The organism is Streptomyces sp. NPDC013455 (genome assembly GCF_040632975.1).
GTDB lineage: Bacteria > Actinomycetota > Actinomycetes > Streptomycetales > Streptomycetaceae > Streptomyces.
In genome coordinates, this window is the sequence record NZ_JBEYCX010000004.1 from 343,217 (window position 1) to 367,678 (window position 24,462).

Here is a 24,462-nt window from a genome sequence, read left to right on the forward strand (position 1 = left end):
GGGCCTGCCGCGCAGACCCGCCGCTCCAGTTCTTCCGACGCCGGTTGGCCGGCGCGTGACAGGTGCCGGGAGAGCGGATGTGGGGGTGGTGAACGAAAACCAGACGGGGCCGGGGGAGCACCGCCCCGGCCCCGCCCGCCCGCCTCTTGATCGGCGAACGCTCATCGCGGCGCCCCGGAAGGGGCGCGGGGAACCGCCGGCGGCCATGACGTGCGCGCTCGTGGCGTCCCGGAAGGGCGCGGGGCGGCGCGAGCGGCCCGGACGCGCTCGCGGCCCCGCGCGCCGCTACCTCTTCCCCGCCTTCCGGGTGGCTCGCAGCCACTCCCTGTTCATACCGGTGATCGACACCAGCGGGATGCCCTTCGGGCAGGCGGTCGCGCACTCACCCGCGAGCGTGCACCCGCCGAAGCCCTCGGCGTCCATCTGCGCCACCATGTCCAGCACCCGTGTCTCCCGCTCGGGCGATCCCTGGGGCAGGACGTTGAGGTGGTTGACCTTGGCGGAGGTGAACAGCATGGCCGCCCCGTTGGGGCACGCGGCCACGCACGCCCCGCACCCGATGCACTCGGCGTGCTCGAAGGCGAAGTCGGCGTCGGCCTTGGGCACCGGTGTGGCGTGGGCCTCGGGCGCGGATCCGGTCGGTGCGGTGATGTAGCCGCCGGCCTGGATGATCCGGTCGAACGCCGACCGGTCCACCACCAGGTCCTTGATCACCGGGAAGGCGGCCGCCCGCCACGGCTCGATGTCGATCGTGTCGCCGTCCCGGAAGGACCGCATGTGCAGCTGGCAGGTGGTGGTGCGCTCCGGCCCGTGCGCGTCGCCGTTGATGACGAGCGAGCAGGCGCCGCAGATGCCCTCGCGGCAGTCGTGGTCGAAGGCGACCGGCTCCTCGCCGGAGAGGATGAGCTGTTCGTTGAGGACGTCCAGCATCTCCAGGAAGGACATGTCGGGCGAGATGCCGTCCACCTCGTAGGTGGACATCGCTCCTTCGGCGTCGGCGTTCTTCTGCCGCCAGACGCGCAGGGTGAGCTTCATGCGTAGCTCCGCTGGGTGGGGTGGACGTACTCGAAGACCAGGTCTTCCTTGTGCAGGACGGGGGCCTCGCCGGTGCCGGTGAACTCCCAGGCCGCCGCGTAGGCGAACTCGTCGTCCTTGCGGGCCGCCTCGCCGTCGGGGGTCTGCGACTCCTCGCGGAAGTGGCCGCCGCAGGACTCGGTGCGGTGCAGCGCGTCGAGGCACATCAGCTCGGCGAGCTCCAGGTAGTCGACGATCCGGTTGGCCTTCTCCAGGGACTGGTTGAACTCCTCGCCGGTGCCGGGGACCTTGATGCGCCGCCAGAACTCCTCGCGGATCTGCGGGATGCGCTCCAGGGCCTTGCGCAGGCCCGCGTCGGTGCGGGCCATGCCGCAGAACTCCCACATCAGCTCGCCGAGTTCGCGGTGGAAGGAGTCCGGGGTGCGGTCGCCGTCCACCGCCAGCAGCAGGTTGATCCGGTCCTCGGTCTCGGCCAGCACCTCCTGCACGACCGGGTGTCCGGCGGTGACGGGCTCCTGGTGCGGGGTGCGCGCCAGGTAGTCGTTGATGGTGGCCGGCAGCACGAAGTAGCCGTCGGCCAGGCCCTGCATCAGCGCGGACGCGCCGAGCCGGTTGGCGCCGTGGTCGGAGAAGTTGGCCTCGCCGATCGCGAACAGGCCGGGGACGGTGGTCTGGAGGTCGTAGTCGACCCACAGGCCGCCCATCGTGTAGTGCACGGCGGGGTAGATCCGCATCGGCACCTCGTACGGATCCTCGTCGGTGATCCGCTGGTACATGTCGAAGAGGTTGCCGTACCTGGCCTCGACCGCCTTGCGGCCCATGCGCTGGATGGCGTCGGCGAAGTCCAGGTAGACGCCCTGCCCGCCGGGGCCCACTCCCCTGCCCTCGTCGCAGACGTTCTTGGCGGCGCGGGAGGCGATGTCGCGGGGCACGAGGTTGCCGAAGGAGGGGTAGATGCGCTCCAGGTAGTAGTCGCGCTCGTCCTCGGGGATCTCGTTGGGCGGGCGGGTGTCGCCCTGGGCCTTCGGCACCCAGATCCGGCCGTCGTTGCGCAGCGACTCGCTCATCAGCGTCAGCTTGGACTGGTGGTCGCCGGTGCGCGGGATGCAGGTGGGGTGGATCTGGGTGAAGCAGGGGTTGGCGAAGTAGGCGCCGCGCCGGTGCGCCCGCCAGACGGCGGTCGCGTTGGAGTTCATCGCGTTGGTCGACAGGTAGAAGACGTTGCCGTAGCCGCCGGAGGCGAGGACGACGGCGTCCGCGAAGTAGGTGTCGATCTTGCCGGTGACCAGGTCCCGCGCGACGATCCCGCGTGCCCGGCCGTCGACGACGATCAGGTCCAGCATCTCGGTGCGCGGGTGCATCTCCACGTTCCCGGCGGCGATCTGCCGGGACAGTGCCTGGTAGGCGCCGAGCAGCAGCTGCTGGCCCGTCTGGCCGCGGGCGTAGAAGGTGCGGGAGACCTGGACGCCGCCGAAGGAGCGGGTGTCGAGCAGGCCGCCGTATTCGCGGGCGAACGGCACGCCCTGGGCCACGCACTGGTCGATGATCTCGACGGAGATCTGTGCGAGGCGGTGCACGTTGGACTCGCGGGCCCGGAAGTCGCCGCCCTTGACGGTGTCGTAGAACAGCCGGTGGACGGAGTCGCCGTCGTTGCGGTAGTTCTTCGCCGCGTTGATACCGCCCTGCGCGGCGATGGAGTGGGCCCGGCGCGGGGAGTCCTGGTAGCAGAACTGGACGACGTGGTAGCCCTGTTCGGCGAGCGTGGCGCCCGCGGAGCCGCCGGCGAGTCCGGTGCCGACGACGATGATCGTGTGCTTGCGGCGGTTGGCGGGGTTGACCAGCTTGGCCTCGAAGCGGCGCGTGTCCCAGCGCTCGTGGACCGGTCCCGCCGGGGCCTTGGTGTCGGTGACCGGGGCGCCGGTCGCGTAGTCGGCGTAGGTAGTCATGTCAGCTCACCACTCCGGTCATGACGCCCACGGGTACGGCGACGAAGCCGGCCGTGAGCAGCAGCGCGAGGACGTTCGCGAGGGTCTTCAGGGCGCGGTCGCGGGTGCGGCTGCCGGCGCCGAGGGTCTGGGCGGCGCTCCAGAAGCCGTGCCGGACGTGCAGGCCGAGGGCCAGCATCGCGGCGATGTAGACGACGTTGCCGTACCAGGTGGAGAAGGTGTCCACGACGTTCTGGTACGGGTGGCCCTCCTGGAAGCCGCCGGGGTGCACGGTGCCGGTGGTCAGGTCGAGGACGTGCCAGACGATGAAGAGTCCGAGGATGACGCCGCCCCAGCGCATGGTGCGGGTCGCGTAGCTCGCCCGTGGCTTCTTGTGCACGTACTTGTTCGGGCGTGCCTTGATGTCGCGGCGGCTGAGCTGGTACGCGGACGTGGCGTGGGCGACCACGGCGACGAGGAGGACGATCCGGACGAGCCAGAGCGTCCACTCGTAGTGCATGAACGGTTCGCCGACCGTGCGCAGCCAGTGTCCGTAGTGGTTGAACTCCTCCGGGCCGAAGAAGATCTTCAGATTGCCGATGACGTGGGCGACCAGGTACAGCAGCATGATCAGGCCGCTGACGGCCATCACCGTCTTCTTGCCGACGGAGGAGTCCCACAACGTGCGCGCCATGGACGGCCGTCGGTCCGTCCGCGTTGCCAGAGCCATGGGACAAGACGCTAGGGCCGAACAGGCCAATCGGTCCAAGACATGGTCCGCCTTGTTTCCATAGCCGGAAGCTATCGTGTCACCATGCAGTTCCAGCAGCTCCAGTACTTCGTGGCCGTCGCCGAGACCCGGCACTTCACCCGGGCCGCCGAGCGGGTCCATGTTGCCCAGCCGTCCCTCTCGCAGCAGATCAAGGCGTTGGAGCGGGAGCTGGGCGCCGACCTCTTCCTGCGCGCCCGGGGCAACATCTCGCTCACCGACGCCGGCGAGGCGCTGCTGCCGCTGGCCCGGCGCATCCTGGCCGACGCGGACACCGCACGGCACGAAGTGCAGGAGCTGGTCCAGCTGCGGCGCGGGCGGGTGCGGCTGGGGGCGACACCGAGCCTGTGCACGGGCCTGCTGCCGGATGTGCTGCGGGCCTTCCACGACCGCTACCCGGGGATCCGGCTGCTGATCGAGGAGGGCGGCTCGCACGACCTGGTCCGGGGGCTGGCGCGGGGGGCCCTCGACCTGGCGCTGATCGTGCTGCCGCTGCCGACGCCGGCCCCGGCGCTGACGACCGTGGAGCTGCTGCGGGAGGACCTGGTGGTGGTGTCCTCACCGGAGGCGCCGGGGCCCGGCGGGGGCGGGCGAGCGGTGGAGATCGGCGACCTGGAGGGAGAGCGGCTGGTGATGTTCCGGCACGGGTACGACCTCAGGGAGCTGACCGTCGCCGCGTGCCGCTCCGCCGGGTTCGAGCCGGACTTCGCGGTGGAGGGGGGCGAGATGGACGCGGTGCTGGGGTTCGTGCGGGCGGGCCTCGGCGTCGCCGTGGTGCCGCGGATGGTGGCCACCCGGGCGGGGCGGGGGCTGCGGGTCACTCCGCTGGCCCGGCCGGGGCTGCACCGGACGATCGCGCTGGCTCACCGCAGTGACGTGGCCCCGCCCCGGGCGGCGCGGGAGCTGCAGCGCATGCTGCTGGAGCGGTGAGGGACGGCCGGTCCGGAGGCGTCCGCCGGGTACCGGCCGGTCCGGGGCGCGGGCCGTCCGCGGACGCTCTCGCTCACGCGGCACAGCCGCGAGTCCGGCACAGCCGCGAGTCCGGCACAGCCGCGAGTCCGGCACAGCCGCGAGTCCGGCACAGCCGCGAGTCCGGCACAGCCGCGAGTGCGGCACGGCCGCGTGTTGGCGCGCCCCCGCGCCCCTGCGGTGCGCTCACCCGGAGGCGTCCACCAGTGCCAGGTCGTGGAGTCTCTCCGGGGGGCCGGGGCGGGCGTAGTACCAGCCCTGGGCCGTGTCGCAGCCCAGTATCCGCAGTTGTTCGGCCTGGGCACCGGTCTCCACGCCCTCCACGGTGACCGCCAGGTCGAGGCTGTGGGCGAGGGAGACGATCCCCTCCACGATCTTCAGGTCGACGGGGTCGGCCGGGAACTGCTGCATGCCCCGCGTGAAGGAGCGGTCGAGTTTGAGGATGCTCACCGGCAGCCGGCGCAGGTTGGCGAGGTTGGAGTACCCGGTGCCGAAGTCGTCCAGGGCGATGTCCACGCCCATCTCGGCCAGCCGGCGCAGGGGTTTGAGCAGGTCGTCGTCGGCGCCGATGAGGGCCGACTCGGTGACCTCCAGGCAGAGGGCGTCGGGGGTGACGCCCGCGCGTTCCAGGATGTCGACCGTGTCCTGGACCAGACCGGGATGGCTGAGCTGGCACGGCGAGAGGTTGACGTTGATGCGCAGGGGGCCGGCGGCGTCCTGTTCGCCGTTGCGTTCGCGCCAGGCGCGGGCCTGGCGGATCGACTCCTCCAGGACCCAGCGCCCCAGCGGGACGATCAGTCCGGTGTGCTCGGCGAGCGGGATGAAACGGTCGGGGCCCAGCACCCCGTGCTGCGGGTGCAGCCAGCGCACCAGGGCCTCGGCGCCGCGCACGCTGCCGTCGCCGAGGTGCACCAGCGGCTGGTACTCGATGAAGAACTCGCCGCGCTCCAGGGCGGTCGGCAGGGCCGTGGTGAGGCCGTGCCGGGTGATGGCGCGGGCGTCGGCCTCCGGGTCGGCGAGTTCGGACCGGTTGCCGCCGGCCGACTTGGCCCGGTACATGGTGATGTCGGCGCTGCGCAGGACCTCGGCGGCGGTGCGTTCGCCGGCCGGGCCCTCGACGATGCCGAGGCTGCCGCGCACCAGGAGGTCGCGGCCGTCGATGCTGATGGGCGTCACGAGCGCGTTCATGATGCGCTCGGCGAGTTCGTCGACCTTGCGGTCGGTGCCGGGGCCGGTGGTCAGGGCCACGAATTCGTCGCCGCCGAGCCGGGCCACCATCTCGCCGGGCGCGGTCGCGCAGGACTGGAGCCGGTCGGCGACCTCCACCAGCAGCCGGTCGCCGGCCGCGTGGCCGAGGCTGTCGTTGATGGTCTTGAATCCGTCCAGGTCCAGGTAGCACAGCCCGAAGCGCTGGCCCTCCCCCGCGTTCAGGGCCTTCTCCAGCCGTTCGAAGAACAGCGTGCGGTTGGGCAGTCCGGTGAGGGCGTCGTGCGTGGCCTCGTAGCGCAGCCGGAGGTTGAGCAGCCTGCGCTCGGTGGTGTCCTCCATGAGGGCGAGCTGGTACTGCGGCCGGCCGTCGGCGTCGCGCAGCAGGGACACCGTCAGGTTGGTCCACAGCACCGTGCCGTCGGGGCGGTTGAAGGCCTTCTCCACGTGGTAGTGCTCACGCTCGCCGCGCACAAGTTCGTCGTAGAGCCGCCAGGTGTGCGGGGCGTCCTCCGGGTGGACCCACTCCTGGACGCTCCGGCCGCGCAGCGTCTGCTCGGAGAGGCCGAACATGCGCAGCAGCGCCTCGTTCACCTGGAGGACGTTGCCGTCCAGGTCGGCGATGCCGATCCCTATGGCGGCGCCCTCGAAGACCGCCCGGAAGCGGGCCTCGCTGGCGTGCAGCGCCTGGGCCACCACGCCCTGGGCGCGCAGCGCGGCCTGGGCGATGGCCTGCTGCTCGGCGAGGGTGCGCTCGCGCAGCGCCTGGGCGTAGCCGGCGGCCATCGCGTGCTGCAACCGCGAGGAACGCATGCGCAGTTCGTCCTGCGGGCCGTCCTCGCCGCAGTACAGGACCAGATAGGCGTCGACGCAGTCCAGGGTGCGGCTGAGCGCCTCGGGGTCGGTGCAGTGGGCCCCGACCAGGGCGGCGCCGACGGCCTTCGCCGCCTCCGCGTCGAAGGCACGGGCGCGCAGCAGCTCACTCAGCCGGCGCGCCAGGGGCAGCAGTCGCTCTTCGAACTCGGCGCGGGTCAGCGACGTCGAGGTCACCGGGAAGACCGCCCGGCTCCAGATCGTCGTCAGCCGGCGCAGTCTGTCCTCCGGCCCGTCCGGCTCCGCGGTCACGCCGTACGCCCCACGCCGGCGAATCCCGAGAAGGCGTACGGATCCTCGTCCCCCGGCTCCGACTCCGGTCGCCAGTGCGGCATCGGCACCAGTCCGGGTTCCACCATGTCGTACCCCTCGAAGAACCGCGCGATCTCCTCGCGCGAGCGCATGATCAGCGGGTTGCGAATGTCCTTGTACACGTCCACCGCACCCTCGGCCCGCTCGGCGGGCACCGGGATTCCCTCGTACGAGGCATGGGTGAGGATCAGCATGCTGCCGGGCGCGAGTGCCTCGCGCAGCTCGGCCACCGCAGCGTACGGGTCGTCCGCGTCTTCCACGAAGTGCAGTATGGCAACGAGGAGGAGGGCCACTGGCCGATTCAGGTCGATCAGCCGGTCCAGTCGGGGACTGGCGAGGATCTCCTGGGGCTTGCGCAGATCGGCGGCGATCACGTCCGTGTCCTCGTTGCCCGCCAGGACCGCCTCGCTGTGGGCGACGGCCACCGGATCGTGGTCGACGTAGACGACGTGGGCACCCGGTACGGCCGCCTGGGCCACCTCGTGGACGTTGCCGAACGTGGGGATGCCCGAGCCGATGTCGAGGAACTGGGTGATGCCCTCCCCGGCCGCGAACCGCACGGCCCGGCGCATGAACGCCCGGTTGGCCTGCATGATCTTCGGCAGACCCGGCATGAACTTCATCGCCTTGCGGGCCGCTTCCCGGTCGACCTCGAAGTTGTGCGAACCGCCCAGGTAGTAGTCGTAGATCCGCGAGACGCTGGGCACCGAGATGTCGATGCTCCGTGGGGCCCAGGCGGGACGCTCCATGTATCTCTCCAAGGCGTGGACAGGTGTAGGCGATCCGGTGTTCGAGCTGAGGCTACTGATCGCCCGCCAAAGGAGCGACCTGAACCGGAAATTGACCATCCGTTCCCGGTCACTGCCTGCGACAAGTGCCCGTATGACCCCGCTGTGTGACGGCTGCGCGGTCTGCCTCGCCCGTCCCGTACACAACGATCCGCCCCCTCCGTGCGGTGCGGAGGGGGCGGATCTTCGGTCGTGCGCCGGGTCGGGCGGGGCGATCGACCCTGGGGAGGTGATCTATTCGCCCGGCGCGCCGACCGGCTTGCCGTCGGGCGAGACGGCGTACCACGTGCCGCCCACGCCCTGACCGTTGGTGTCCCCGGGGGCCTTGTCCCCGGAGAAGGTGTAGATGGGCCAGCAGTTGACCGACATCTGCTTGACGCCGTCGGGCCGGGTGAAGGGCATCAGGCCCTTCTTCTTCACGCCCTCGGTGTCGCCGGAGGCGACCGGTGCGACGGCCGGCCACTTCTCCAGGCAGGCCCCGGTGCAGTTGGAGACGGACTTCGGCCAGGCCTCGTCCTTCATGAAGCGGTAGACCGTCATGCCGTTGCGGTCGACGACGATCTCGCCGAGCTCGGGGTCCTTGCGGACGGAGAGGCCGGGCAGGTCGGACAGCTTGGCCTTCTTGCCGTCGGGGGCGAGCGCGAACCATTTGCCGCCCACGCCCTGGCCGTTGACGTCACCGGCGTTGACGTCCTTGGCGTAACGGTAGGCGGGCCAGCCGCCGATGGTGAGCTGCTTGCCGCCGTCGGCCCGGGTGACCTCGCCGAGCAGTGCCTTGTCGATGCCCTCGCCGGCGGTGGCGTCGTCGGCGGGGACCGGCGGCCAGGTGGTGGCGCAGTCACCGTCGCAGTTCGACTTGGGCGGGTTGGCGGTGTCCTTGTCGAACCGGTAGAGGGTGAGGCCGGAGCCGTCGGTCAGCACATTGCCGAGCTCGGGGTTGGCGGCCACGGACAGCTTGCCCGCGGGGGACTCCGGGGCCGCGGAGGCGGAACTCTGGCTGCCGTCGGCGCCGTAGCCGTTGCCCGTTCCGGTCGCGGTCCCGGTGCCCGGGTTGCCGTAGTCGCCGGCCGCGGCCGTGGCTCCGACGTTCTGGGCCGCCGACGCGGGAGTGGTCGCACTGTCCTGCCCGCACGCCGTCGTCAGCACCAGCACCGCAGCGGCCGAGGCCACCAGTGAGGCGGTCCGCCAGGTGGTCTTCATCGTCAACTCCCCATCATCGCCCGGATATCGCAGCGCCTGCCGCGCCGCCGCACGGCCATGGGTACGCACCGAGGGGGCCGGGGCGTTCAACGGCGGCCGGCTTTTCTTTCCGGACCCGGTGCCGGCGCGGCCCGCCAGGGGTGCGGACGCCTGCGCGTGTCACGCCCGATCCGGCTCCCCGGCCCGTCAAACCCCTGTTCGCACCATCTCCCTCTTTCGGAGCAATCTCGGCGCACTACCGGCGCACAGCCGGGTCACGCCCCTCATGATCTTCGTCGTGCATGGACCCGAAGTGACCCGATGCGCGCCCGCCACACGAGTGTTGGCCCTGTTGACGCTGACCTGGACCCTGGTGGGCTGTCCGGCCGGCAGCGCGTCGGCCGAAGCCTGTGCGTCCGCCTCGACGGGCCCGGACGGCACGGTGGCGGTGGCCTACGCGGGGAGCCACCACCACTGGCCGCCTCCCCCGCCCTGCCCGAAGCCGCCACCGCCGTGCCCGCCGACACCCACACCCACGCCGACACCCACACCCACGCCACCGCCGCCGAAGCCGACGCCGACGCCGCCCGAGCCCACGCCCACGCCCACGCCGCATCCGACGCCGACGCCGAAACCCACGCCCACACCCACACCCCCGCCGAAGCCCCCGCCCCGGCCGGAGCCACCCGCCCGGCCCGCTCCCGCGCCCCCGGCGGCCCGGCCCACGCCCCCGCCGGCCCCCACCCCGACGCCGGTGCCCAGGCCCAAGCCCCCGCCGAAGCCCACGCCCACACCGACCCCGCGGCCCTCCGTGAAACCGGTGGGCTACCCGGCGTACCACCCCCACGCCATCAGCCACCCCCGGCGCGGTCACACCAAGCCCGTCACCTATGTCCTGCTCATCACCGTCCCCGCGATCGTCGCCGTCGCGGCACTGCGCCCGCGCTGACGCGCCGGCCCCCCTCACCCCTGGAGGCACCAGTTGTCGGATTGGCTTGTTCTCGTCCTCGCCATGCTGGGGGCGTGTGGCGTGGTGGTCGTCATCACGCTGCTGCGGCACCGGACGGCGTCCGAGGACGAGGATCCAAGCGAGACCCCGGACGTCATCGAGTACATGACGATGTGGATCGGTGTCATCTACGCCATCGTCCTGGGCCTGGCCATCGCGGGCGTGTGGGAGGCCCGCAGCTCCGCGCAGGACTACGTGCAGTCGGAGGCGCAGGCGCTGCACGAGATCTCGGAGCGGGTCCGGGTCTACCCGCCGGACGTCCGTGACCGCATCCGCGACGACGTGGACGCCTACGTCGGTTACGTCGTGCACACAGAGTGGACGAGGATGGCGGAGGACGAGCAGGTCACGGACCGCGGTGCCGAACTGCTGCACCGGATCCGGGAGGACGTCACCGACTACCGCCCGAAGGACGACTTCGAGGCACAGGCGTACCAGCCGCTGCTGGACCAGCTGGCCGCCGCCGACCAGGCGCGCAACGCCCGTGCCGACTCCACCGGGGCCACCATGCCGCCGGTGGTGTGGTGGGGCCTGATCAGCGGCGGGCTGATCACCATCGCCATGGTGTTCGCCCTCCAGATCCGGCGCACCCGGCGGGAGTTGCTGCTGGCCGGGGTGTTCTCCGCGACCATCGCGTTCATGCTGTTCCTGATCTGGGACTTCGACGCGCCCTACAGCCGGGGCATCGCAGTGACCGCGGAGCCGTTCCTGAACCTGTTCCCCGGCGCCGGCGGATAACCGTCCGGCCGCGGCCCCGGTCCGCGCCGGACCACGACGGACCTTCGCCCCCGCTCCCGCGAGGACCGGGGGCGAAGGCCTGTCGAGGCGCGCGGTGCCCGCCCGCGGGGCCGTCCCCGGGGCTCGCGGTACCGGGGCTCAGGCGCGCTTCTCGTGCCGGCGGCGCAGCCAGAGGACACCCCCTCCGACCACGGCGGACGCCACCAGACCGCCGCCGATGGCCATGTCGGTGGGCGTCGCGCCGCCCGTCCTGCTGCCGCCGACACCGCCGTTGACACCGCCGATCACGGTGAAGGCGTTCCGGCGGGTCAGGGTGCGGCCGTCGCAGCGGACGGTGACGTCGTACTGGCCGCGCCGGGCGTCGCGGTCGACGACGGCCACGCCTCGCGCGGTGTCGTCGGACGCCTCCAGCCGGATGGTGCCGAACGCCTCGGAACTCGCCGTTCCGCCCCGGCAGCCGTTCACGATGACGGTGAGGCGGCCCCCGGCGGGCAGGACGTCGGGCGTGACGAAGATGTCGCGCCCGTTGTTGTTGCCCTCGCCGTGCCCTCCCTCGCCGCGGCCCCCCTCGCCGCGGCCTCCCTCGCCGCGGCCTCCCTCGCCCCGGTTCCCGGAGCCGTCCCCGCGGCCGAAGTCGTTGCCCCGGTTGCCGCCCTCGCCGCCACGGCCGTTCCCGAAGCCCTCGCCCCCGCGGCCGTTGCCGTTGCCGTTGCCGTTGAAGTTCCCGTTGCCGTTGCCGTTGCCGTTGAAGTGGCCGTTGCCGTTGAAGTTCCCGTTGCCGTTGAAGTTGCCGTTGCCGGGGAGTACGCCGCCCCCGCTGACGGCGCCGATGTTGCCGGTCCCGGGGACGATGACGGTGGTGTCGGTGCTGCTCGGCCCGCCCCCGTTGCCCATGCCGTCCGCGACGGCCACGGGGGCTGCGAGCCCGAGGACGGCGAGCGTGGTGCACGCCGCCGCCAGGGCACGTTGGTTGCGCATGTGTTCCTCCGCGGGAGGTCACCGGGTCCCGTCCCCGGTGGATCGGCGAGAAGACACCTCCCGGGACGACCCTCGGACGCGCGGAACACGCCCGCATGTCGAGAATGGTCCGTCCTGGTGATCCGACACACCGGCGGAAAAGCACACGATCGTACATTGCCGCAGGTCACGGACCGTCAGAAAATATCTGGGAACGGCAACTCGGATGGCGCACCGAACGGGCACCGGGCCACCCGTTCGCCGATCGCCCCGTCGCCCGCCGCGCGCGCGGGACTTAGCTTTTTCCCATGTGTACGGGCGCGGCCGGCCGCGACCGCGTCGAGAGGGGATGGCGAATGTCTGCGTCCGAGCTGTCCGAGCTCGCCGAAGAGGAGGAGCGGCGCAGGAGGCGTGCTCCATGGGGCGTCATAGCGCTCGTCCTGCTGACCGGCCTGGCACTCATCCGGAACGGATCGGGAGAGTTCGACGTCGGCCCGCCGCAGCCCGCGTCGGCGGCGGCCGAGGACGTCGGCGCGACGCCGGGCACCCTCGCCCCCGCGCCCGCCTCGCTGCCGTTCGCCGTCGCGGACCGGGTCCGTATCCCCGCCATCCAGGTGGACGCGGCGGTCGTGCCGGTCGGGCTGGACGCGGACGGCTGGGTCGCCGCGCCCCCGCCGGACCGCCCCGACCTGGCCGGCTGGTTCACCGGCGCGGTCGCCCCCGGCGAGAAGGGCACCGCGGTCGTCGTCGGCCACGTCGACAACAAGCAGGGGCCCGCCGTGTTCTACGGACTGGGGGCGCTGAAGAAGGGCGACCAGGTCGAGGTCCTGCGCCGGGACGGACGGACCGCCGTCTTCGAGATCTACGGGGTCGAGGTGTTCGAGAAGAACAACTTCCCCGGCAACCGGGTGTACGGCTCGAAGGGGACACCGGAACTCCGGGTCATCACCTGCGGGGGCGGATTCTCGAAGCAGAACGGCTACGACGGGAACGTCGTCGTCTTCGCCCGCATGGTCGCGGCCGTGTGAGACACCGCGACCGTGTGAGACACCGCGACCGGGCGGGCGAGATCCGGCCGTCGTCCGGGAAGTGAGGAACCGTCACAGGCGCCGGCGCGGCACGGTGAGGTGATATCCGGAGTCGATCAGATGGGGAAGCCATTCCCTGATCGCCCGGACGGTCTGCGAGCGGTCGCCCCCCGCGTCGTGCGAGAGCACCACGACGCCGGGGGCGGCGCCGCTCTCCACCCGGTCGACGATGGTGCTCGTGCCGGGCTCCTCCCAGTCGGTCGTGTCGACGGTCCAGCCCATGGGCTCCATGCCCATCTCGGCGCCCAGCTGGAAGGCGGCGCGGTTCCAGGCGCCGTAGGGGGCGCGGAACCACTCCGGGGGCCGTCCGTAGGCGTCCTCGATGGCGTCGCTGGTGCTCTCCATCTCGGAGCGGACGGCCCCGCGGCTCAGGGTCGTCAGCAGCGGGTGCGTCCAGGTGTGGTTGCCCACGACATGGCCCTCCTCCGCCATCCGGGCCAGCAGTTCCCGGTTCTCGACGACACACTCGCCGCACACGAAGAACATCGCCCGGACGTCGTACTTGGCGAGGGTGTCCAGGATGTGCGGGGTGTACTCCGGGTGGGGGCCGTCGTCGAAGGTCAGCACCATGTTCCGGCCGCGTCCGGAGACGTGGAGGATGGGTTCCGTGCGCACCTTGAGCCTGCGCGGCGCGGCGGGCGGCGGTCCGTATCCGGTGAGCGGCTGGAGCCGGAAGGCCGAGGGCCGGAGCGCCTGTCGGGCCTGCGGGCCGCCGGCGGGCGCCGCGGCGGTGCCGGCGGTCTCCTCACCGCCGACGGCCAGGACGGCTCCCGCGGTGCCCGCGGCTCCCAGGGCGGCGGCGCCGGACAGGAGCAACCGGCGCCGCGTGAACGACTGATCCTTCTGCATGACTCATCAGTCGCCCCACCGGACTCCGGCGCACCACAACGGCACCGGTGCGGCGGCGGTATTGCACCCGGACGGCGGAGCCGGCCGACTCCGTCCGACGGACCGTCAGGCCGGCGGGGAGCGTGACGCGCACGGTGCCGGACGCGGACCTGCCGGGCAGGCCCGCGTCCGGGGCGCTGGGCCCGGCCTCCTCCCCTCCGGCGAGGCCGGGCACCGGCCGAACGGCGCCCACCGTCCGGTGACGGGCCGCCGTCCGCCCTCCGGGTGCCCCGTTCGCCGGAGTTTGCGCAGTGCCGGTACGGCTTTCGGGGGGAAGGCGGCACAACCCCTGTCCGCAGGCGACCCGGTCACGGCGCATCAGGTCCGGGAGACGCCTCGCCTCCCCGGGGCACGACGGGAGGCGGCGCGTCCCGTGCGGTGGCCGCCGGGGCGCGTCCCGTGCGGCGGCCACCGGGGCGTCCCATACGGCGGCCGCCGGGCGTCCCGTGCTCGGGAACCCCGCCCCTCGGTGGGAACCGCCGGTTCCGATAGCCTCGGCCTTGTGACGGAGCAGCACGAGCAGCACGCGCGACCGCACCGGTTCGAACGGGGCACGGACGGTCCGAAGGTGATTCTGGTCGGGGTGGACGGCTCCGAGTCCTCGCTGCGCGCCGCCGCGTACGCGGGCGGTCTGGCCCGGCGCCAGCACGCGCTGCTGGCCGTGGTGTACGTGCAGCCGGTGCTCGCGGCCGGGGCGGCCCTCGGAGCACCGGTGGCGGACACGACCGAGGAGATCGCCGAGGACCTGATCCGGCAGATCCGGGAGGCGGCCGAGCGGGTCAAGGGCATCTTCGAGGTGCGCTGGGAGTTCCACACCTTCCGCGGGGACCCCTACAACGGCCTGGTGCGGGCCGCCGGCGAGCTGAAGGCGGACGCGGTGGTGGTGGGCGCCTCGGAGCAGGCCGGGCACCGCATCGTCGGCTCGGTGGCGGTCCGGCTGGTGAAGGCGGGGCGCTGGCCGGTGACCGTCGTTCCCTGAGGCGCCGCGGCGTCCATCGAGGGGCCGGCCGGCCGGGAGCCGGGGGGTGCGCCGGAGGACGGTCACGGCGAGCGTTCCGGAAGCAACGGTTGTACGGTGATCTCGTTCGCCCCTCCGGGGCTCACCGAGGGATCCGCCGTCAGCCGTTTGCCACCGGCGAAGAGGTGAGGCGCATGGACAGGCTCCGCGCGGGTGAGGGGATCCTCCGCCGCAAGCCCATCGAACACATCGAGGAAACCGAGGTCGGCGAGGGCACCCGGCTGGACAAGTCGCTGGGGCTCTGGCAGCTCACCGCGATCGGCGTGGGCGGCATCATCGGCGCGGGCATCTTCACGCTGGCCGGCACGGTGGCCAACAAGACGGCCGGTCCGGCGGTGCTGGTGTCCTTCCTGATCGCCGGTGTCGCCAGCGCCTGCGCGGCCCTGTCGTACGCGGAGTTCGCCGGGCTGATCCCGAAGGCGGGATCGGCCTACACCTACGGCTACGCGGTGCTCGGCGAGTTCGCGGGCTGGTTCATCGGCTGGGACCTGCTGCTGGAGTACACGGCGATCGTCGCCGTGGTCGCGATCGGCATCTCCGGCTACTTCGGCTTCCTGGTGGAGGCGACGGGCGCCGACCTGCCCGCCTGGATGCTGGGCGCGCCCGGCACCGGCCAGGGACACCGGGTGGACCTGTTCGCGGCCGTGCTCTGCCTGCTGATCGCCTGGCTGCTGAACCTCGGCATCCGCAGCGCGGCCCGCTTCGAGACGTTCGTGGTGGCGCTGAAGGTCCTGGTGGTGCTGCTGGTGATCGCGGTGGGCATGTTCCACATCAGCTCGGACAACTACCAGCCGTTCTTCCCCTTCGGCATCGGCGGTGCGTTCACCGGAGCGGCGACGGTGTTCTTCGCCGTGTTCGGCTACGACGCCATGTCGACGGCGGCGGAGGAGTCGAAGGACGCCCAGCGGCACATGCCGAAGGCGATCATCTACTCGCTGGCGATCTCGATGGTGCTGTACGTGGCGGCCTGCCTGGTGCTGACCGGCATGCAGAACTACAAGGACATCGACCCGGAGAGCGGCTTCTCCACGGCGTTCGAGTCGGTGGGCCTGAGCGCGCTCGCGGACGTGATCGCGGTGGGCGCGATCATCGGCATCCTCACGGTGATGTTCACGTTCATGCTGGGCGTGACACGCGTGTGGTTCTCGATGTCCCGCGACGGGCTGCTGCCCACCTGGTTCGCCAAGACGCACCCGACGCGGCACGTGCCGACGCGGGTGACCTGGATCGTCGGGGTGGCGTCGGCCGTCATCGCCGGGTTCGTCCCGATCGGCGAGGCCGCGGAGCTCACCAACATCGGCATCCTGCTGGCGTTCGTGGTGGTGTGCGTGGCGGTGATCGTGCTGCGCTACCGGCAGCCCGATCTGCCGCGCACCTTCCGGACGCCGTGGATGCCGTTCGTGCCCGCTCTGGGTGTCGTCTTCTCGGTCTGGCTGATCACGTTCCTCCAGTGGCAGACCTGGGTGCGGTTCGCGATCTGGTTCGCGCTCGGGTGCGTGATCTATTTCGGTTACTCCTACCGGCGCTCGGTGCTGGCCACCCGGCGGCCCCCCGGGTGAGGACCGGCTCTTCACTCCGCCATGGTCAGACCGTCCTGGGCGGCCCCGCGGCTGAGCACCACCCGTCTGATCCGGTCGCGGACCGCCTCCAGGTCGGCGCCCTGGGCGATGGCCTGGTTGAGGTCGAGCACCCGGCCGGCGTCGAGGTCGTAGAGCTGCGGGACGAACTCGGCCCTGGTGACCTGCCAGCGCTCGCCGGGGCGGGCCGGCGGTGCGAACGTGAAGCGGCCGAGCGTGGACTCGTTGCCGCGCGGGTCCTGGGCGCCGTCGTCGTTGTACATCTCCCCGGCGATCTGGTCGCCCATCCCGTAGATCACCCAGGTGTCGTTGACCTTCTCGTACGCCTGGGGGACGTGGGCGTGGGTGCCGAGGATCAGGTCGATGTCCGGGCGGCCGTCCGCGGCCGAGGCGGTCAGGCGCCGGGCGAGGGTGAGCTGGACCTGGTCGGGTTCGTCCTGCCATTCGGTGCCCCAGTGCACGGAGACCACGACCACGTCGGCGCCGGCCCCGCGGGCGGCGCGGGCGTCGGCGATCATCCGGTCGGCGTCGATCAGGTTGACCGCCCAGGGCTGTCCGGGCGGCATCGCCATGCCGTTGGTGCCGAAGGTGTACGACAGGTGAGCGACCTTGGCCGAGCCCGCCCGGAGGATCGTGACCGTCCGGGCCTCCGCCTCGGTGCGGGCGGTGCCGGCGTGCCGCAGACCGGCCCGGTCCATGGCGTCCAGGGTGCGCCGGACCCCGGCGGCACCGTCGTCCAGGGCGTGGTTGGAGGCGGTGGAGCAGCCGTCGTAGCCGGTGGCGGCCAGGCCGTCGGCGATCTGCGGCGGCGACTTGAACAGCGGGTAGCCGGCGTAGTCGCCGTCGGCGCCGTAGACGGTCTCCATGTGGCACAGTGCCACGTCGGCGCGGGAGACGACCGGCTGGACGCCGGCGAGCATGGGGCGGAAGTCGTGGCCGTCGCCGTCGGCGTCGTAGGAGGCCCGTTCGATCACGGAGGTGTGCGGCAGGACGTCCCCGGAGGCGACGAGGGTGAAGCCGCCGGCCACGGACGGCGCCGCGCGTCCCTGTGAGCCGGACTCCTGACGGTTCTGGTTCTGGCAGGCGGCTCCGGCCGCGAGGACGGCGGTCAGGGCCAGAGCCACCTGCTGTCTGCGTCCGAACATCGATTCACCCCAGGTTTGTCGTATATACAGACCAAGCCGTGACGGGCATATGGGTATGAATCTGATGTGCCGGATAAACGGCCCGGGCGGCCTCTTTAACCCGTCCGGTGTCCTGGCGTACCGCTCGTCCGACCGTTCGCCGACGCGTTCGACCGTCCGTCGCAGAACCCGGTCCGCACCCTGTCCGCCGGCCGCGCCCTGCGCTGGCATACGGCCATGACGGCCGGAACCTCACTCACCCCCGGGACGACGACCGCCGAGCACGAGCTGGCCGCGCTCCAGCGCGAGCACGGCGGCCCCCTGTTCGCCCTGCTGTTCAGGCTCTGCGACGGCGACCGGCAGCGCGCCGAGGACCTCGTCCAGGAGACCCTGGTACGCGCCTGGCAGCATCCGGAGGCGCTGCACGCCGACGACTTCGACTCGGTACGGCCCTGGCTGCTCACCGTGGCCCGGCGGCTCGCGATCGACGCCCGGCGGGCCCGGCAGGCACGGCCGCCGGAGAGCGGCGACGAGGTGCCCGAGAACGCGCGGGTGACCGCCGACCACGCCGAGCGGGCCGCGGCGATGCTCGATGTCCGGGAGGCTGTGAAGACACTCACGCCGGAGCACCGTGACGTACTGGTCCTCGTGTACTTCCTCGGGGCCAGTGTGACGGAAGCGGCGACAACCCTGGGGATTCCACCCGGTACGGTGAAATCCCGCGCGTACTACGCGCTGCGCGCCCTGCGCCGGGTCCTTCCGGGTTATGCGGCCGACCTGCGGTGAAACCGGAAACCTGGTCAAACCTCGGTAAAGCGCCTTGCTGTGGCCCCCGTCCGGGCAATGGGCTGTCCTCATCCGCGTTCCGGCGCGAGGGCGTAGCCCGGGGGCCGGGCCGCGCGCACGCACCTGGAGGAAGGGCAGGGAAGGGATGCTGCACAGAGGGCACGAGAGCACGGACGGCACCGGCGGTGGTGAACTGGTCGTCCCCATGGCGTGGTTGTACGCCGAGTACATCGCCGACGAGGTGCTGCGCACCGGCGATCTGATGCCACCGACGTCCTTCGAGTTCCGGGCCGGCCGGGACGCGCTGGCGCTGACCGTCTTCCTGTCCGACACCGACGGGGAGCTCTCCGGTATCCGGGTGATCTCGCAGCTGGAGAACTGGCTGTCGCTGACCGCCTACGACCAGCCATGGCGGGACTGGGTGCGGGAGCGGATGGCGGAGCTGACCGAGCGGGCGGCCCGCTCGGGCGCCACCTCCCCCGACCTTGCGCTGGCGGCGGACGCCTGGCGCTGGCTGGAGGAGACCGAGCTGCTCGCGCCGGACCTGGACGCGGTGCCGGGCGGCCCGGCGGTGTTCGGCGAGGACGACGGGCCGAAGGTGTGGACGCCGGCCTGGCGGCTCGGGCTCCCCCTCGGGCACCTCGCGATCCACCTCTTCTGAGGCTCTTCTGAAGCTTCCGTAATTCACACCAATCCGCGAGCCCGGCCGCTCCGAATCTCTTCCGCGTGATTCTGTGCGCGCCTTGAGTCATTCGGCTGTCGGCTGCGTACGGGTGGGAGCAAGGAGTCACCCCACCCGCACCCATCGGCACGAGGATTCGGCATGAGGTCCCTGGAACGGCATCGCGACGCCGGCGCTTACGCGCTGGGCGTGCTCGACGAGGCGGAGGCCTTCCGCTTCGAGGACCACCTCATGGAGTGCCCCGAGTGCGCGGCACGCGTGACCGAGTTCGGGCCCACCACCCGGCAGCTGATGCTCTACCGCCGGGCCACGCCGCGCTTCGTGCACCCCGTGGCGCAGCCCGGTCCCCGGCTGCTGGACCGGCTGCTCGGCGACCTGGCGCGGGGGCGGCGTGCGCGGCGGCGCCGGCTGCTGTACGGCCTGGCCGCCTCGGTCGTGCTCGCCGTGGCCGGCCCCGGGATCGTGGCCTTCTCCGGCCACGCGGAACCGGCCGCCGAGGTCAGGGCGGCGACCGATCCGCGGACCGGGGTGTGGGCGCGGGTCACCTCCGCCGACATGGACTGGGGCAGCGATCTGCGCCTGGAGGTGAAGGACGGCTCCGGGGCGCACACCTGCCGGCTGGTCGCGGTCGGCGGCGACGGCACGGAACAGGTCGTCGCGGGCTGGACCAGCCCCGGCGACGGCACCCGGTCCACCACCACGATGGGCGCCGCCTCGATGCACCCGGACCAGATCCTGCGCTACGAGGTCCGCACCGCGGACGGCAGGCGGCTGGTCACGGTGGCGGCACGGTGAGCACACCGGGCTGCGCGGCACGCCGCATCCGTCCCGGTCTCACGTCGGCGGCCGGGACGACCGGCGGCCTCGGGTCGGCGGCCGGGACGACCCGCGGCCTCACGTCACCAGCCCAGACGACCCGCGGCCTCACGTCACCAGCCCAGACGACCCGCGGCCTCACGTCACCAGCCGGGACAGCCGGCGGTCTCACTTCAGCAGCCGGGACAGCCGGCGGTCGGCGAGGGGCTTGCCGCCCGTCTGGCAGGTCGGACAGTACTGCAGCGAGGAATCGCTGAAGGAGACCTCGCGGACGGTGTCGCCGCACACCGGGCAGGGTTCGCCGGTGCGGCCGTGCACGCGCAGCCCGGTCTTCTTCTCCGACTTCAGCCGGCCGGCGGCGACCCCCCGGGAACGCTCGACCGCCTCGGCGAGCGTCCCGCGCAGCGCCTCGTACAGACGGTGGGTCTCCTGCGGGGTGAGGGACGCGGCGAGCTTGAAGGGGGACATCTTCGCGGCGTGCAGGATCTCGTCGCTGTAGGCGTTGCCGACACCCGCGATCAGCGACTGGTCCCGCAGCGCGCCCTTCAGCTGCCGTCTCTCGTCCTTCAGCAGCGCGGCGAAGCGCTCCTCGTCGAAGTCGGCGGCGAGCGGGTCGGGGCCGAGGCGGGCGATGCCGGGCACCTCCCGCGGGTCGCGGACGACGTACACGGCGAGGCGTTTCTGGGTGCCTGCCTCGGTGAGTTCGAAGCCCTCGCCGGTCTCCAGGGCGACGCGCAGGGCGAGCGGGCCCCTGCCGGGCTTCGGCGGACCGTCCGGCAGCCGGTCCCTCCAGTGCAGCCAGCCCGCCCGGGCCAGGTGGGCCACCAGGTGCAGCCCGCCGTCCGTCTCGACGTCCAGGAACTTGCCGTGCCGGCGCACGGCCGTCACCCGGCCGCCCTCCAGGGCGGTGACCGGCGGGTCGTACGTCTTCAGGACGCTGACGGCGACCGGCAGCACACGCACCATCCGGCGGCCGGCCAGGTGCTCAGTGAGGAAGTCCGTGAGCGCTTCCACCTCGGGCAGTTCCGGCATACGTCCAGGGTGCCATCCGGCGCCGACGACGCCACGCGGCGGCCGCGGCGCGCCCCTACGCCGACCGGAACTCGCACCACACCGCCTTGCCGCCGCCGCGCGCCTCCACGCCCCAGCTGTCGGCGAGCCGTTCCACGAGGAGCAGCCCGCGCCCGGAGACCCCGCTCTCCCCGGCGTCCCGGCGGCGCGGCAGGGCGCTGGAGCAGTCCTCGACCTCGATGCGCAGCCTGTGGTCGCGGCCGTCCAGGGCCCGCAGGGTGACGATCGCGGAGCCCTCGGTGTGCATGAGCGCGTTGGTGATCAGCTCGTCGGCGACCAGTTCGATCTCGTCGGCACGGTCGCCGGCGCCCCAGGAGCGGACCGCCGCGCGGATCATGTGGCGGGCCTGGGTGAGGGCCTCCGGGTCGCCGGGCGCCACGTGCTGCTGGAGCCGGCCGCCGTGCCGCGCGGTCTCCCGGGCGCGGCGGCGCAGCAGGAGCAGGGCCACGTCGTCGTCGCCGCCCCGCGCCTCGGCCTCCTGGATCAGCCGGTCGGCGAGGTCCCGCACCTCCTCGGGCCCCGCGCAGACGAGTGATGTGAGACCGCGCATCCCGTCGTCCAGGTCGGCGCCGGGCTGCTCGACCAGCCCGTCGGTGCACAGCAGCAGGGTGTGGCCCGGGTCCAGTTCCAGGGTGGCGACGGGGTACTCCAGCCGGCCGAACTCGGCGGACAGGCCGAGCGGCAGCCCGCCCTCGACGGGGATCCGGGTGCAGCTGCCGTCGCTGCCGCGGATCAGCGGGTCGATGTGCCCGGCGCGGACCACCTGGACGACACCGGTGGACAGGTCGGCCTCGGCGTACAGGCAGGTGGCGAAGCGGTCGGTGTCGAGTTCGTGGAGGAAGACGGAGGCGCGGGCCATCACGGTGGCCGGGGTGTGGCCCTCGGCGGCGTAGGCGCGCAGCACGATCCGCAGCTGGCCCATGACCGCCGCCGCGTGTGTGTCGTGACCCTGGACGTCCCCGATGACCGCGCCGACCCGGCCGCCGGGGAGCGGGATGAGGTCGTACCAGTCGCCGCCGATGTCCCGCCCGAGGGCGGCCGAGCGGTAGCGGACCGCGACGTCGGCGCCGCGCACGCTGGGGATGGTGCGCGGCAGCATGGCCTGCTGGAGTCCCTGGGCGAGGTCCTTCTCCTGCTCGTAGAGCATGGCCCGCTGGAGGCTCTGCGCGATGCTGCTGCCCAGCGCGACCAGCACGGCGCGCTCCTCGGCGGAGAAGCCGCGCCGGTCGTCGTAGAGCAGCCCCATCGCGCCGATCGGGCGGGCCTGGGCGATCAGCGGCAGGTAGGCCGCCGAGGTGATGCGCAGGCCGGTGAGGTGGGGCCAGAGGATCGGGTAGTGGGCGGCGAAGTCCTCGGGGGACTCGATGAACCGCGGGACGAGGGTGCGGACGACCTCGCTCATCGGGTACGGCTCGTCGATCCGGGTGACACGGGTGCCGGGCACGAAGCTGCCCGCGGGGCCCTCGGCCACCAGCCGGATCCGGTTCGCCTCCACCAGCCCCATCACGAGGCTAGCCGCGCCCAGATGGCGGACGCCGTGGGTGTCCTTGAGGACGTCGATGACGTCCTGGACGTTGCGGGCGTGGGCGAGGGCGGCGGAGATGACCTGGACGACGCTGGTCTGCTGCCGGAACGCCTCGTCCTGGGCGGCCCGGAGGCTGCGGGCCGCGCTGTCGGCGAGTTCCTGGGTGGCGTCGCGGACGATGCCGACGACCCGGCGCGGCCGGCCGGAGTCGTCGCGCCGGATGTAGCCCTGGGTGTGCGTCCAGCGCAGGGTGCCGTCGCGGCAGCGGATACGGAAGTAGGCGCCGTAGTTCTCGCTGCCCTCCTTGATCGCGCGGGCGACCGCCGCGTCGAGCCGGGCGGCCTCCGGCGGCGGCACCCGTACGGTCAGGGACTCGGGACGGCCGTCGTACTCCTCGGGAAGCAGGTCGAACACCTCGAAGGCCTGGGCGTCCATGTCCATCAGACCGGCGTCCAGGTCCCAGTCGAAGCTGCCCATGCGGTTGAGCGCGAGGATCGGGTCCGGGTGTGCGGGCCAGTCCTCCGGGAGTGACAGGGCACTCGCTCCCCGATCGGCCATGGGGCCAACCTTGCCAGCATCCGGGCGATTCTTCGACTTCATCGGGGGGTGCGGTCACGGGCGGGCCGGACGGCCGGCACGGCGGGGGCCGCCCGGTCAGCCACCGGCCCGGCCGGCCGGACCACCGGGGCCCGAGCCGGGAGTGGCGGGAGTACCGGAGGCGGTGGACGCGTGGGCGTCGGGCGGGTCCGCCGGGACCGGGCCGCCACCGTCGGGCAGGCCGAGGGCATCGGGCGGACCGCCACCGTCGGACAGGCCGAGGGCATCGGGGACACCGTCTCCGTCGGGCAGGCCGAGGGCATCGGGCGGACCGCCACCGTCGGACAGGCCGAGGGCACCTTGCGGACCGCCGCCGTCAGGCCGGCCGAGGGCATCGGGAACACCGTCTCCGTCGGGCGGACCAGGGACGTCGGGAAGACCGCCGTCGTCGGGCAGGCCAGGGACGTCGGGCAGGCCGAGGGTGTCGGGCAGGCCGGTCGCGTCGAACGGGTCCGGGGAGGGCGAGAGGAAGGGATCGGTGTACGGCGGCTCCCCCGCCTCGTTCGTGGGGTGCCGGTCCGCCAGGCTGGTGGCGCTCTCCGGGTAGTCCGTGCCGCCGTCCGGGGTGAGGGGGCCGGCCGGGGACGGTGGCCTGCCGGTGCGGCCCGGGGAGAGCGGCGTCCGGCTCTCGCGTGGGGCCGGCGGCCGGGTGGACGCCGGTGTGGTGCCGGCCGGGTCCGCATCGGGCGGGCTCGTCGTGGCCCGCCCGGCCGCCGGCACGACACGGTCCCGGCGGACGTCGTGACCGGTCCTGCGCTCGATCCAGGTCATCGTCTCGGTCTCCACGATGGTGATGCTGGTGACGGCCCGCGGCGCGGGGGTCACCACGATCACCTGGTTCGGCCGGTAGCCGGGCCAGGCCGTACCACGGGTGCCGGCGCCGCCGTAGGACGGGGCGGGCGGGCTCAGCGGGTTGCCGCACGCGCAGCGCATCCGCGGCACGCCCCGGTCGTCCACGAGGACGGCGGTGCCGGCCTGGAGCACGGCCTGGAACCCGGCCGCCCGGCGGTCCCGGTAGGCGTGGCTGGTGACGCGGGTGTCGGCGCGCAGCGCGACCGGAGTCAGACCACGCAGGTAGCCGGGCAACGCGGCCCGGCCGACGTCGGCCGCGTGGGCGAACGCCTCGGCCTTCGCCTCGTCCGCGGCGAGATAGCCGATGTGCCGCTCGACGTCGCAGCCGGCCACGTGCGGGGTACCGCGGTACAGGCCCGGCGTGGCGCCGGACAGGGTGCGGGCCGCGTGCAGGGGCAGCACCGCCGGGCCGGACGGCACGACCGCGGGCACCCGGGCGGTGGCGGGCGCGGAGACCGCGGTGGCGGTGGAGGCGGTGAAGGGCTCCGGCCCCTGGTCGGCGGCGGGCTGGAGGAAGACCTGTTCCCCGGTGCGGGCGGTCGGCTTGATACCGGAGCCCGCACAGCCGACGGCGAGGGACGCCACCGCGAGCGCACAGGCCCCGACCAGGGCCCGGATGGGTATCCGCACCGTACACTCCGCATCACTTCGGGTAATGACGCCCTATTGTTGGCATTA

The 24,462-nt window shown here is 72.7% G+C and carries 22 protein-coding genes; 9 read left to right on the forward strand and 13 right to left on the reverse strand.

Annotation, left to right across the window (positions count from 1 at the left end; genetic code table 11):
* Positions 1-285 precede the first annotated feature (285 nt).
* The 3 genes from ABZ576_RS10005 to ABZ576_RS10015 are packed head-to-tail and all read right to left on the reverse strand — an operon-like array spanning position 286 to position 3,654.
* A complete protein-coding gene (locus ABZ576_RS10005) occupies positions 286-1,035 on the reverse strand; it encodes a succinate dehydrogenase/fumarate reductase iron-sulfur subunit (protein WP_360738194.1) in 750 nt (249 codons plus the stop codon).
* Positions 1,032-2,981 carry a fumarate reductase/succinate dehydrogenase flavoprotein subunit gene (locus ABZ576_RS10010; RefSeq protein ID WP_360738196.1) on the reverse strand — a complete coding sequence of 650 codons (1,950 nt, stop codon included), beginning with the start codon at positions 2,979-2,981 and terminating at the stop codon, positions 1,032-1,034. The genes ABZ576_RS10005 and ABZ576_RS10010 overlap by 4 nt, the downstream gene beginning before the upstream one ends.
* 1 nt (position 2,982) lies before the next feature.
* Positions 2,983-3,654, reverse strand: coding sequence for a succinate dehydrogenase (locus ABZ576_RS10015; RefSeq protein WP_360738421.1), 672 nt, complete (start codon positions 3,652-3,654; stop codon positions 2,983-2,985).
* A 120-nt stretch (positions 3,655-3,774) separates the two neighbouring features.
* Between ABZ576_RS10015 and ABZ576_RS10020 the strand changes: the two genes are divergently transcribed.
* Complete coding sequence (locus ABZ576_RS10020) at positions 3,775-4,659, forward strand: LysR substrate-binding domain-containing protein (protein ID WP_360738198.1); 885 nt, start codon at positions 3,775-3,777, stop codon at positions 4,657-4,659.
* 225 nt (positions 4,660-4,884) lie between these two features.
* On the opposite strand, the gene ABZ576_RS10025 is transcribed toward ABZ576_RS10020, so the two are convergent.
* From ABZ576_RS10025 to ABZ576_RS10040, 4 genes are all read right to left on the reverse strand, one after another.
* Positions 4,885-7,029 (reverse strand): EAL domain-containing protein, encoded by a 2,145-nt coding sequence (locus tag ABZ576_RS10025; protein ID WP_360738201.1) that lies wholly within the window; start codon positions 7,027-7,029, stop codon positions 4,885-4,887.
* Positions 7,026-7,838 carry an SAM-dependent methyltransferase gene (locus ABZ576_RS10030; protein ID WP_360738204.1) on the reverse strand — a complete coding sequence of 271 codons (813 nt, stop codon included), beginning with the start codon at positions 7,836-7,838 and terminating at the stop codon, positions 7,026-7,028. The genes ABZ576_RS10025 and ABZ576_RS10030 overlap by 4 nt, the downstream gene beginning before the upstream one ends.
* Before the next feature lie 273 nt (positions 7,839-8,111).
* Entirely contained in the window at positions 8,112-9,077 is a 966-nt protein-coding gene (locus ABZ576_RS10035; protein WP_360738423.1) for an SCO0930 family lipoprotein, read from the reverse strand.
* Positions 9,078-9,509: 432 nt separating this feature from the next.
* The gene (locus tag ABZ576_RS10040; protein ID WP_360738206.1) at positions 9,510-9,695 is read right to left on the reverse strand and encodes a hypothetical protein; all 186 of its coding nucleotides are present in this window, start codon (positions 9,693-9,695) and stop codon (positions 9,510-9,512) included.
* 115 nt (positions 9,696-9,810) lie between these two features.
* Between ABZ576_RS10040 and ABZ576_RS10045 the strand changes: the two genes are divergently transcribed.
* On the forward strand, positions 9,811-10,005 hold the full coding sequence (locus ABZ576_RS10045) for a hypothetical protein (RefSeq protein ID WP_360738208.1): 195 nt from the start codon (positions 9,811-9,813) through the stop codon (positions 10,003-10,005).
* A 33-nt stretch (positions 10,006-10,038) separates the two neighbouring features.
* Positions 10,039-10,803 (forward strand): hypothetical protein, encoded by a 765-nt coding sequence (locus tag ABZ576_RS10050; RefSeq protein WP_360738211.1) that lies wholly within the window; start codon positions 10,039-10,041, stop codon positions 10,801-10,803.
* Between the two features lie 138 nt (positions 10,804-10,941).
* Here the strand turns inward: ABZ576_RS10050 and ABZ576_RS10055 are convergent, their stop codons facing one another.
* A complete protein-coding gene (locus ABZ576_RS10055; RefSeq protein ID WP_360738214.1) occupies positions 10,942-11,781 on the reverse strand; it encodes a hypothetical protein in 840 nt (279 codons plus the stop codon).
* A gap of 335 nt (positions 11,782-12,116) precedes the next feature.
* On the opposite strand from ABZ576_RS10055, the gene ABZ576_RS10060 reads away from it, so the two are divergent.
* Entirely contained in the window at positions 12,117-12,788 is a 672-nt protein-coding gene (locus ABZ576_RS10060) for a class F sortase (protein ID WP_360738216.1), read from the forward strand.
* A 72-nt stretch (positions 12,789-12,860) separates the two neighbouring features.
* Here the strand turns inward: ABZ576_RS10060 and ABZ576_RS10065 are convergent, their stop codons facing one another.
* Positions 12,861-13,697, reverse strand: coding sequence for a polysaccharide deacetylase family protein (locus ABZ576_RS10065; protein WP_360738219.1), 837 nt, complete (start codon positions 13,695-13,697; stop codon positions 12,861-12,863).
* 541 nt (positions 13,698-14,238) lie between these two features.
* Between ABZ576_RS10065 and ABZ576_RS10070 the strand changes: the two genes are divergently transcribed.
* The gene (locus ABZ576_RS10070) at positions 14,239-14,715 is read left to right on the forward strand and encodes a universal stress protein (protein ID WP_360738221.1); all 477 of its coding nucleotides are present in this window, start codon (positions 14,239-14,241) and stop codon (positions 14,713-14,715) included.
* Positions 14,716-14,888: 173 nt separating this feature from the next.
* A complete protein-coding gene (locus ABZ576_RS10075; protein ID WP_360738223.1) occupies positions 14,889-16,313 on the forward strand; it encodes an amino acid permease in 1,425 nt (474 codons plus the stop codon).
* Between the two features lie 11 nt (positions 16,314-16,324).
* Here the strand turns inward: ABZ576_RS10075 and ABZ576_RS10080 are convergent, their stop codons facing one another.
* Entirely contained in the window at positions 16,325-17,476 is a 1,152-nt protein-coding gene (locus ABZ576_RS10080; protein WP_360738226.1) for a CapA family protein, read from the reverse strand.
* 216 nt (positions 17,477-17,692) lie between these two features.
* On the opposite strand from ABZ576_RS10080, the gene ABZ576_RS10085 reads away from it, so the two are divergent.
* The 3 genes from ABZ576_RS10085 (at position 17,693) to ABZ576_RS10095 (ending at position 19,718) form a co-directional block, all read left to right on the forward strand.
* Positions 17,693-18,241 carry a sigma-70 family RNA polymerase sigma factor gene (locus tag ABZ576_RS10085; protein ID WP_360738230.1) on the forward strand — a complete coding sequence of 183 codons (549 nt, stop codon included), beginning with the start codon at positions 17,693-17,695 and terminating at the stop codon, positions 18,239-18,241.
* A 145-nt stretch (positions 18,242-18,386) separates the two neighbouring features.
* Entirely contained in the window at positions 18,387-18,902 is a 516-nt protein-coding gene (locus ABZ576_RS10090; RefSeq protein ID WP_360738232.1) for a hypothetical protein, read from the forward strand.
* A 162-nt stretch (positions 18,903-19,064) separates the two neighbouring features.
* Positions 19,065-19,718 carry a zf-HC2 domain-containing protein gene (locus ABZ576_RS10095; RefSeq protein WP_360738234.1) on the forward strand — a complete coding sequence of 218 codons (654 nt, stop codon included), beginning with the start codon at positions 19,065-19,067 and terminating at the stop codon, positions 19,716-19,718.
* Positions 19,719-19,907: 189 nt separating this feature from the next.
* Here the strand turns inward: ABZ576_RS10095 and ABZ576_RS10100 are convergent, their stop codons facing one another.
* From ABZ576_RS10100 to ABZ576_RS10110, 3 genes are all read right to left on the reverse strand, one after another.
* On the reverse strand, positions 19,908-20,771 hold the full coding sequence (locus tag ABZ576_RS10100; RefSeq protein ID WP_360738237.1) for a DNA-formamidopyrimidine glycosylase family protein: 864 nt from the start codon (positions 20,769-20,771) through the stop codon (positions 19,908-19,910).
* 55 nt (positions 20,772-20,826) lie between these two features.
* On the reverse strand, positions 20,827-22,893 hold the full coding sequence (locus ABZ576_RS10105; RefSeq protein ID WP_360738240.1) for a SpoIIE family protein phosphatase: 2,067 nt from the start codon (positions 22,891-22,893) through the stop codon (positions 20,827-20,829).
* Between the two features lie 96 nt (positions 22,894-22,989).
* Positions 22,990-24,414, reverse strand: coding sequence for a DUF6777 domain-containing protein (locus ABZ576_RS10110; RefSeq protein WP_360738242.1), 1,425 nt, complete (start codon positions 24,412-24,414; stop codon positions 22,990-22,992).
* Between the last annotated feature and the right edge of the window lie 48 nt (positions 24,415-24,462).

What these genes read in the sequence shown, in the direction of transcription:
- ABZ576_RS10005 (WP_360738194.1), bottom strand. Translation starts at nt 1,035, where the DNA reads ATGAAGCTCACCCTGCGCGTCTGGCGGCAGAAGAACGCCGACGCCGAA.
- ABZ576_RS10010 (WP_360738196.1), bottom strand. Translation starts at nt 2,981, where the DNA reads ATGACTACCTACGCCGACTACGCGACCGGCGCCCCGGTCACCGACACC.
- ABZ576_RS10015 (WP_360738421.1), bottom strand. Translation starts at nt 3,654, where the DNA reads ATGGCGCGCACGTTGTGGGACTCCTCCGTCGGCAAGAAGACGGTGATG.
- ABZ576_RS10020 (WP_360738198.1), top strand. Translation starts at nt 3,775, where the DNA reads ATGCAGTTCCAGCAGCTCCAGTACTTCGTGGCCGTCGCCGAGACCCGG.
- ABZ576_RS10030 (WP_360738204.1), bottom strand. Translation starts at nt 7,838, where the DNA reads ATGGAGCGTCCCGCCTGGGCCCCACGGAGCATCGACATCTCGGTGCCC.
- ABZ576_RS10035 (WP_360738423.1), bottom strand. Translation starts at nt 9,077, where the DNA reads ATGAAGACCACCTGGCGGACCGCCTCACTGGTGGCCTCGGCCGCTGCG.
- ABZ576_RS10055 (WP_360738214.1), bottom strand. Translation starts at nt 11,781, where the DNA reads ATGCGCAACCAACGTGCCCTGGCGGCGGCGTGCACCACGCTCGCCGTC.
- ABZ576_RS10060 (WP_360738216.1), top strand. Translation starts at nt 12,117, where the DNA reads ATGTCTGCGTCCGAGCTGTCCGAGCTCGCCGAAGAGGAGGAGCGGCGC.
- ABZ576_RS10065 (WP_360738219.1), bottom strand. Translation starts at nt 13,697, where the DNA reads ATGCAGAAGGATCAGTCGTTCACGCGGCGCCGGTTGCTCCTGTCCGGC.
- ABZ576_RS10075 (WP_360738223.1), top strand. Translation starts at nt 14,889, where the DNA reads ATGGACAGGCTCCGCGCGGGTGAGGGGATCCTCCGCCGCAAGCCCATC.
- ABZ576_RS10080 (WP_360738226.1), bottom strand. Translation starts at nt 17,476, where the DNA reads ATGTTCGGACGCAGACAGCAGGTGGCTCTGGCCCTGACCGCCGTCCTC.
- ABZ576_RS10085 (WP_360738230.1), top strand. Translation starts at nt 17,693, where the DNA reads ATGACGGCCGGAACCTCACTCACCCCCGGGACGACGACCGCCGAGCAC.
- ABZ576_RS10090 (WP_360738232.1), top strand. Translation starts at nt 18,387, where the DNA reads ATGCTGCACAGAGGGCACGAGAGCACGGACGGCACCGGCGGTGGTGAA.
- ABZ576_RS10095 (WP_360738234.1), top strand. Translation starts at nt 19,065, where the DNA reads ATGAGGTCCCTGGAACGGCATCGCGACGCCGGCGCTTACGCGCTGGGC.
- ABZ576_RS10100 (WP_360738237.1), bottom strand. Translation starts at nt 20,771, where the DNA reads ATGCCGGAACTGCCCGAGGTGGAAGCGCTCACGGACTTCCTCACTGAG.
- ABZ576_RS10105 (WP_360738240.1), bottom strand. Translation starts at nt 22,893, where the DNA reads ATGGCCGATCGGGGAGCGAGTGCCCTGTCACTCCCGGAGGACTGGCCC.